Genomic DNA, 8,349 nt, shown 5'->3' on the forward strand with positions numbered 1-8,349 from the left:
TCAGTTTTTCGCGACCCACTTTGCGTGTGCCCAGCCGCCGTGTTCAATGCTTGTACTGATGCACTCGGAAAGCACCTGCATGACGCACTTGACCGACATTGTCATATTTCTCTGCCGCGAGCGGGCCATCACAATGGTGCGGGTCAATCCTGCATTGGTCAGAGGCGCCGCTGCCAGGCGACCCAGCGCCAGATCCTCTGCAATGGCAATGGACGGCAAAATCGTGTAGCCGTGCCCGTCCAGCACCAGTCGTTTTTGCACGCTCATGGAGTTGGTCTCTGCGACCACGTTCAATTGCAGGTTGTTTTCCTGTCCGACCTGATCGACCAGAATGCGCAAGCCATGAGGGCGACTGGGCAGGATAATGGGCCTGTCGGCCATGTTGTTTAGCGTAACGGGTTTGCCCGGACGCAAACCGTTTCCGGGCAGGCCAACAAACCACAGCTTTTCTTCAACCAGCGGCTGAACATGCAGGGATGAGCTCAATTTGGCCGAATACAGCAGCGCGACATCAATTTCGCCCACTTCAAGCCATTCCTGCAAATGGCCAGCATATCCGGCAGTGATGGTGATCCTGATTTGCGGATATTGTTGCTGCAACTGGCGCAGCAACATGCTTGACAGCAGATCGCTGGTGCTGGGCAGCAGTCCCACATTGACGATGCCGCTTACTGCTCCGGACGATGGGCGTATCTCCGCCTTTGCCTTTTCGACTTCGTGCAAAATGCGCCTGGCATACTCCAGAAAGGTTTTTCCGTCCTCGTTCAGGATCATGCCCTGGCGGCCCCGTTCAAACAGTACGGTGCCCAATTCGTCTTCCAGCATTTTGATTTGCCGTGAAAGCGCCGGCTGCACGATATTGAGCACGTCGGCTGCGCGTGTCATATTTGCCGTTTCGGAGATCGTGACCAGTGCTTTTAATTGTTTCAGGTCCATTGGCGCGTCCCATCAAAAATTACGATTGAATAATCGCAAAATTCTATTGTAAGTGAATAATGATCGAATGTTAGTATTAAAACTTAATACATTCTGGGGGCAACGATTATGGATGGGGCAGAGGTGAACCTGCAGCAACAATGGCAGGCGGCCATTTTTGATGAACTCAAGCGGGCGCGGGTCAGGCAGATTTCGTATGTGCCGGATGCGGGTCACGCGCTGGTGATCAAAAAGGCGCAGGCGGATCCGGACATTCTGGACGTGGTGCTGACCACAGAAGAAGAGGGGGTCGCCCTCAACTGCGGTGCCTGGCTGGGCGGACACAAAGCCGTGTTGTTGATGCAAAGCAGCGGCGTGGGTAACTGCGTCAATATGTTTTCGTTGTTGAGCAGTTGCCGGTTTCCCTTTTTGACACTGGTGACCATGCGTGGCGAATATGCGGAATTCAATCCCTGGCAGGGGCCGATGGGCAAGGTCACGCAACATGCGCTGGAACTGATGGGAATCACCGTCATGCGCGCGGATGACCCAGAGAAGGTGGGCGAGCTGGTTAACGCCGGGCTGGCGTCTGCCTTCGAAGCTGGCGAACAGGTAGCCATTCTGTTGTCACAAAGTCTGATCGGACGCAAATCATGGGTGAAATAATGAAAGAGACATTGCCAGCAAGCCAGAACGCAGAACGCCGGGCATTTGTGAGTCAATTAATGCAGCAGATCCCCGACGCGCTGGTGATCACCGGGCTGGGCTCGCCCAGTTACGATGTGTTCGCCGCCGGAGACCGCGCCGGCAATTTCTATCTGTGGGGAGCCATGGGCGGCTCAACCGCCATGGGCCTGGGCCTGGCACTGGCCCAGCCCGACAGATCTGTCGTTGTCGTCACCGGCGATGGAGAGCAATTGATGGGTGTCGGTAGCCTGGCAACCATTGGAGCCAGGCAGCCGGCAAATCTGACGATTGTGATTCTGGACAATGGTCATTATGGCGAAACCGGTATGCAGCGCAGTCATGCCAGCCTGGGAACCGATCTGGTGGCGGTGGCAAAAGGCTTTGGCATCCAGAACGCCTTTACGGTCGATTCCCTGCAAGAGGCGGAAAAAGTGGCCACCCAGATCAAGGCCCGGGACGGCGTGACGCTGGTGCGGGTTCTGATTGACACAGGCGAGCCGCCACGGGCCTTGCCTTCGAGGGACGGTGTGTATATCAAAAACCGCTTCCGTTCGGCGCTGGGCTTGATGCCTTTCTGAACAGAAACAAGGAGCGATGGAATGAAACGTTATGAGCTGCATATCAAGGGCCAGTCGATCAAACCCTCTACGGATACCTGGTAGTGAAATGCTGGGGTAACTAAACTATGTGTCCCAGTAGTACTACTATTACGGGTGGGAGGGCGATGGTTCAATCACAGCCCTCAATCAGCCTCTTGACGTCCTTCGGCAATTTTTTCGTCTGCCTGCACCATTTCTTCGGTATCGGCCGTTTCCACTTCATGCAAGTCTTCCTGTGCCGGGCAGTACTGAAATTTTGCGTAGATGGGAAAATGATCGGACCCGATATCGGGTAACTTGGCCATGTGCTTGATCTGGAACTCGGTACTCTGGAAAATATGATCCAGCGGCCAGCGCAAAAAGCGATAGTGTGCATGGAAGGTATTGAACATGCCACGCCCGATACGTGCGTCAAGTAATTCGCTCACTTTCTTGAACAGCCGAGTGGAGTGCGACCAGGCCACATCATTCAGATCACCAAAGACCAGTGCAGTCTCATCCAGTTCCCGTATCTGTTTGCCCACCAGCAGCAGTTCTGCATCCCTGGGTTTTGACGTCTCGCTTTCGGTGGGGCTCGGCGGCGTCGGATGCAGGCAGTAAATCCGGATTTTTTCACCGGAGCGCAATATCACCCGGCTGCGAATGGAGGGGATATCTTCTTCAACCCGATACAGCACTTCTGTATCTTCCAATGGCAGACGCGAATACAGATGCATGCCGTACAGGTTGTCCAGCGGAATGGCCACGCGGTACGGATAGTCGTGTTCCAGGCTGGTCAGGGCATTTTGCCACCAAGTGTCAGACTCCAGCGTCAGCAGCAGATCAGGTTTGTATTGCCTGACCAGTGCAATCAGCGCATCGCTACGGCGGTTGGGTGTCAGGACATTGGAGGAGAGCAGTGATACGGTCCGGTCGTCATCTGGCGCATGGTTGCTTAGGACTTCTGTTTTTGTCAGGCGCGTATACGGGAAGATTTTATAGAGTTGGTAGATGAGGGCGATCAGGTTTGCCATGACCACAAAAAACACAGACCAGACCAGGGTGGGCGGGTTCAAGGCGATGATAATCAGGCTTGCCACACACAGGACAGCGATCTGGACCCTGGGAAAATCCAGGCTGCGGATGGTCCAGTGGCTGCTGGGCATAAAAGCGAGCGCCGTTGCAAGCGCCGGCAGGACCAGAATCAGAACGTAAAGAAATGACACTCGCTATGCTCCGTGGGATGTAAGCTGTCATTATAGAGAATATTTATGTCACCCAGCTGAGCAGGCGCGTCATTTAAGCAGGTCAATATTCAACAATTGTGAATTCGGCGTCGTTGCGGCGTTCATCCGGCGAACATGTAAAGGGCATAGCGCTCTGGCAGGCCAGCGCCCTGTGAGCGCTTGCCTGCCGCTAGAACGAAATGGAGAATCCACCGTCGACCGCCAGTACCTGGCCGTTTACATACGAGGCTGCGGCCGAGGCAAGGAAAAGGACAGGGCCCACAATTTCTGCCGGGTTGCCCCAGCGTTGCAGGGGATTGCGTTCCTGCATTTTGGCAATATTGTCGGGGTTTTCGATCAATGCCTGATTAAATTGAGTCGCGAAGGTTCCCGGTGCGATGGCATTGCTCAAGATGCCCTCCCGCCCAAATTCGACGGCCAGCGACCGGGTCACTGTATTGAGCGCCTGCTTGGTGACCGGATAGATAAAATCGCCTAAACGAACTATCTGCCCTGCGATGGAGCTGATCGTAATAATTCGTCCGTAATTATTCAACTTCATCAGGGAGACGGCCGCACGTGAAATTTCAATTGTCGACAGAATATTGGTGCGTGTGATGGCTTCGAGTTCCATGGCGTCAATATCCTGCAATCGCCGACGCATTCTGATGCTCGCATTGTTTACCAGGATATCAAGACGCTGATGGCCATCTCGTATTTTCTCAAAGGCTCGCAGGCAGGCCGCCCGGTCGTCCATGTCAAATGCCACCCAGGATGTTGCCAACCCCTTGGCTTGCAGTTTGCGGGACGCGGCTTGTGCGCTGCTTTCATCGCGACCGTGCACAATGACCGTGGCACCGGCTTGGCCCAGACCCTGGGCTATTTCATAGCCCAGGCCGCGGGTCGAGCCGGTGACAAACGCCACCTGATTGCGTAAATCGAACAGTGTGTTCTGACAGGTTTCGGTCATACGTCTCAGTCTTTGTAGCTCGTATCGCGGCGATCCAGATAACGACGCATGGCCGGCCACTCCATGATGCCGAATGGACGTCTTACGCTGGGTTGGTACAGATGATGTGTTTTGTCTACTACTTCTGCCGAAGGGATAATCAACTTGGTGTTGCCGGCCAACGCATCGACCTGGGCCCGGCACGCCATCTCCAGCCAGTACATGGCATTGAATGCTTCAGCAATGGATGGCGAGGCCACCAACAGCCCGTGGTTGCGCAGAATCATGGCGTCCTGCTGGCCAAGATCGGCCACAAGGCGCTGCTGCTCATCCATATCGATGGCAACGCTCTCGTAGTCGTGATAGGCAATGTCCTTGAAGCGCATTGACGTCTGCGTAATTGGCAACAACCCGCATTCCATTGCAGATACGGCCATTCCCGCCCGAGAGTGGGTATGAATAACACAACCGACGTCATGGCGCGACGTGTGCACGGCACTGTGAATCACGTATCCCGCCTGATTGACGCCAGTACCATCTGCGTGCGGGTTCTCGAGTACCTCGCCTTTTATATTGATTTTGATCAGGCTGGAAGCTGTGATTTCTTCATACATATAGCCATAAGGATTAATCAGTATCTCGTCGTCGGTGCCGGGAATGCGGGCAGTGATATGGTTGTATACCAGATCGCTCATGCCGAAAAGTGGCATGAGCCGGTAGCATGCGGCCAGGTCAACCCGGGCTTCCCATTCGGTATTGCTGTATTTCATTTTTGACCTACTCCTGCTTCTTTCACAATGTTTCCCCAGGTGTCATAGTTTTCCTGGACCATTGTCCCGAACGCCTCGGGTGAGTCGCTCATGACGACTTCGGATCCCAGCGCCACCAGTTTGTCATTGGTTTGCTTATCGCTGAGCGTTCGGTTCAATTCGGTGTGTAACTGATTCACAATTTCGCGGGGGGTGCCTTTGGGGGCGAACATACCCAGCCAGGCGCCCATGTTGAAATTGGGCAAGCCCTGCTCCTGAATAGTCGGAATCTCGGGCGCCAGCTTGGCCCGGTTTGCCACGCTGACGGCCAGACCATTCAGCTTGCCGGACTTGACATGGGGTATCGCTGAAACGACGGTATCAAATGTGATATCGACATTGCCGCCTATCACATCAGTTTGGGATTGGGCGCTGCCCGAATAAGGCACGTGTACCATTTTTGTGCCGGTCTCTTTCATCAGTAATTCCATCAACAGATGGCTGGTCGTGCCTTTGCCGATAGAGGCAAAGGTCAGTTTCTCCGGGTGGCTTTTCGCATAGGCGATCAGGTCTTTAAAGGTTTTTAACCCTTTGCTCTGGTTGGCGACCAGTACATAGGGTAGCCAGGTGGTTTGTCCTATCGGTTCGAAATCTTTTGTTGCGTCATAGGTCAGAGACTTGTATACATGCGGATTGATGTTCATGGGCGCCGTCGCCGACAGCACCAACGTGTAGCCATCGGGCTTGGCCTTGGCAACAAGCCCGGCCCCCAGGCTGCCGCCCACGCCCGGCTTGTTTTCGACGATGATAGGCTGTTCCAGGTCTTTGCTCATTTTATCGGCAAGGATACGGGCAACGGCATCGGTTGATGTTCCCGGAGGAAAGCCAACCACAATCGTGATTGGCTTGGCTGGATACTGTGCTGCCGCTGTGCCTGTGGTGAGTACCAGCATGGCAGTTGCCAGCAGGCCTTTGATCAAATAGCCGTGTGTCATGTCTCGTCCTGATTATGTTTGAATTTATGATGCGATTGGTCATGTATATGTCTACATTTCATGGCCAATAGTATCGTTCAGTAGGCAGTCAGTCTATTTGTCAATGAAAAACGCTGACTTCACCAAAAGTGAACGGGGTGTTCAGTCCGGTGAAACTGGAGAGCGCAAGGCCGTCAAGCCTGGCTAGACGCGATAGCGCTTCATTGTTTGCAGGATGCATCATGAAACAGTATATCGAACCCGTTCCTCTGGAAAAATCCTAGCGGCTGGTCAATCACGGCCCAACAACCCTGGTGTCTGCCGCTCTTGACGGCGTGCGGGATGTCATGGCGGCAGCGTAGAGCTGCGTTCTTGATTTTGCGCCTCCCAAGCGGACTGTCGTGCTCGATAAAAGTACGTGCGCACGCAGGCTTGTCGAGAATGCCGGTACATTTGTCGTACAGATGCCGGCTGTTGCACAGGGGCAGATGACCTACTATGTTGGGAACCATGACCTGAACGACGAGCCCGGCAAGCTGAAAGCGGCCTGCACGACGATATTTCGCATGACCGGGTTTGATCTGCACTTTGTCTCGGGATGCGCAGCATGGATGGCTGACAGGCATGGGGTTTTCCAGCATATATTGCAGTTGCAATTGCCTTGCGGGGCGGTCAGACTTGTGCTTGTAGCACCCGCCAGGGGCTGGTAACGGGCATGGTGAGCCTGTGCCCTTGGCATACATCGAAAATCAGCAAATTACAAGCGTACTTACAGATGTCTGAATGTTCTTGACAACACCGAATTCTGTGCGTATAAACTTTATTGCAGTCGCAGTTTGTAACATGTATGAAAAATGATAAACAATGATTAGATTACAGGTACAAAAGGAGACAATTATGACAACTCGCATTGCGAAAAAACGTCAGGCAGCAACACCAAAATCATCACGTCGCAAGTTTCTGGGAGGAGCAGCCGCCGGTTCGGTCGCTGCGGCGGGGATGGGATTTCCAGCCATTGTCAGAGCACAGACGCCCATCAATTTCCGTTTTCAGAGTACCTGGCCAACTGTCGATATTTTTCACGAGTATGCCAATGATTTTGCGAAAAAAGTCAATGACATGACCGGTGGTGAACTCAAGATTGAAGTGCTCCCTGCGGGGGCCGTGGTGCCGGCTTTTGCGTTGCTGGATGCGGTGTCCAAAGGCACGCTGGATGGCGGACATGGTGTGCTGGGTTATAGCTACGGCAAGCAGAACGCCCTGGCTCTGTTTTCGTCGGGACCGGCATTTGGCATGGATGCCAATATGCTGCTGGCCTGGCACAAATACGGCGGCGGCAAGGAACTGCTGGTCAAATTGTACGAATCCATCGGCGGCAATGTCGTATCTTTTCTGAGTGGTCCCATGCCAACGCAGGCGCTGGGCTGGTTCAAGAAACCCATTGCGAAGGCAGAGGATCTGAAGGGTGTGAAATTTCGCACCAATGGTCTGGCCATTGATTTGTTTACAGCCATGGGAGCGGCCGTGAATGCGTTGCCCGGTGGCGAAATCGTACCGGCGCTCGATCGCGGCCTGCTCGATGGCGCGGAGTTCAATAATGCATCGTCAGACCGGTTACTGGGGTTCCCGGATGTGTCCAAGGTCTGCATGCTGCAAAGCTTTCACCAATCTTCCGAGACATTTGAAATTACCTTCAACAAGGATAAGTACAACAGCTTGCCCGACAAAATGAAGTCCATCATAGAGAATGCGGTTGAAGCGGCCTCGGCCGATATGTCGTGGAAAGCGATTGACCGTTATTCCCAGGACTATATCAAGCTCAAAACAGAGGACAACGTCAAATTCTACAAGACGCCGGACGCTATCCTGCAGCAGCAATTGACCACCTGGGACGACATCATCACCAAGAAAGCGGAAAACAATGCCCTGTTCAAGGAAATTGAACAGTCGCAGCGCAAGTTCGCCGAGCGGGCAGTGGCCTGGGATATGGATACCAATAACAATCGTCGTATGGCCTATAACCATTACTTTGTGAAGAAGGCAGCGGGCTAGGCCCCGACAGATGGCGCCGGCGGTGCGTGCCGGCGCCGGTTCCTGTCGCGTCGGCGTGCTGGCCGCGATGACCGGATGATGACTGGATATGCCTGCTCTACGGCAGATTCAGTGGGATTGTCGGGTGTTGCGCCAGTCGCTTTATGAATGACGACCCGCATTCGACGCAAGGGATTGTTTATTGCTCTGTCCCAGGAGTTTGTTAATGAAAAGAATTCT

Annotated in this window: 11 protein-coding genes; 4 read left to right on the forward strand and 7 right to left on the reverse strand. The window is 53.8% G+C overall.

Annotated features, from left to right (window positions below; translation table 11 throughout):
• A complete protein-coding gene (locus tag ACTIKR_RS19080) occupies window positions 1–936 on the reverse strand; it encodes a LysR substrate-binding domain-containing protein (protein WP_442328707.1) in 936 nt (311 codons plus the stop codon).
• A gap of 108 nt (window positions 937–1,044) precedes the next feature.
• On the opposite strand from ACTIKR_RS19080, the gene ACTIKR_RS19085 reads away from it, so the two are divergent.
• Window positions 1,045–1,581 carry a phosphonopyruvate decarboxylase gene (locus ACTIKR_RS19085; protein ID WP_193089765.1) on the forward strand — a complete coding sequence of 179 codons (537 nt, stop codon included), beginning with the start codon at window positions 1,045–1,047 and terminating at the stop codon, window positions 1,579–1,581.
• Window positions 1,581–2,180, forward strand: a complete 600-nt coding sequence (locus ACTIKR_RS19090; RefSeq protein WP_226817154.1) for a thiamine pyrophosphate-dependent enzyme — start codon at window positions 1,581–1,583, stop codon at window positions 2,178–2,180. The genes ACTIKR_RS19085 and ACTIKR_RS19090 overlap by 1 nt, the downstream gene beginning before the upstream one ends.
• 164 nt (window positions 2,181–2,344) lie before the next feature.
• Here the strand turns inward: ACTIKR_RS19090 and ACTIKR_RS19095 are convergent, their stop codons facing one another.
• From ACTIKR_RS19095 to ACTIKR_RS19115, 5 genes are all read right to left on the reverse strand, one after another.
• Window positions 2,345–3,406, reverse strand: coding sequence for an endonuclease/exonuclease/phosphatase family protein (locus ACTIKR_RS19095; protein ID WP_370540249.1), 1,062 nt, complete (start codon window positions 3,404–3,406; stop codon window positions 2,345–2,347).
• A gap of 190 nt (window positions 3,407–3,596) precedes the next feature.
• Entirely contained in the window at window positions 3,597–4,376 is a 780-nt protein-coding gene (locus ACTIKR_RS19100; protein WP_193089763.1) for an SDR family oxidoreductase, read from the reverse strand.
• 5 nt (window positions 4,377–4,381) lie between these two features.
• On the reverse strand, window positions 4,382–5,125 hold the full coding sequence (locus tag ACTIKR_RS19105; RefSeq protein ID WP_193089762.1) for a class II aldolase/adducin family protein: 744 nt from the start codon (window positions 5,123–5,125) through the stop codon (window positions 4,382–4,384).
• Window positions 5,122–6,099, reverse strand: a complete 978-nt coding sequence (locus ACTIKR_RS19110) for a Bug family tripartite tricarboxylate transporter substrate binding protein (RefSeq protein WP_226817152.1) — start codon at window positions 6,097–6,099, stop codon at window positions 5,122–5,124. The genes ACTIKR_RS19105 and ACTIKR_RS19110 overlap by 4 nt, the downstream gene beginning before the upstream one ends.
• A gap of 100 nt (window positions 6,100–6,199) precedes the next feature.
• On the reverse strand, window positions 6,200–6,322 hold the full coding sequence (locus ACTIKR_RS19115; RefSeq protein ID WP_442328708.1) for a hypothetical protein: 123 nt from the start codon (window positions 6,320–6,322) through the stop codon (window positions 6,200–6,202).
• A gap of 157 nt (window positions 6,323–6,479) precedes the next feature.
• On the opposite strand from ACTIKR_RS19115, the gene ACTIKR_RS19120 reads away from it, so the two are divergent.
• Together ACTIKR_RS19120 and ACTIKR_RS19125 are read left to right on the forward strand one after the other, a co-directional pair.
• Window positions 6,480–6,788, forward strand: coding sequence for a hypothetical protein (locus ACTIKR_RS19120; RefSeq protein ID WP_442328709.1), 309 nt, complete (start codon window positions 6,480–6,482; stop codon window positions 6,786–6,788).
• 187 nt (window positions 6,789–6,975) lie between these two features.
• Window positions 6,976–8,130, forward strand: a complete 1,155-nt coding sequence (locus ACTIKR_RS19125; protein WP_442328710.1) for a TRAP transporter substrate-binding protein — start codon at window positions 6,976–6,978, stop codon at window positions 8,128–8,130.
• Here the strand turns inward: ACTIKR_RS19125 and ACTIKR_RS19130 are convergent.
• Window positions 8,127–8,349, reverse strand: a 223-nt coding sequence (locus ACTIKR_RS19130) for a hypothetical protein (RefSeq protein WP_442328711.1), incomplete at its 5' end; no start/stop codon positions are given. The genes ACTIKR_RS19125 and ACTIKR_RS19130 overlap by 4 nt on opposite strands.

It is taken from the genome of Advenella sp. (assembly GCF_052108595.1).
GTDB lineage: Bacteria > Pseudomonadota > Gammaproteobacteria > Burkholderiales > Burkholderiaceae_B > Advenella.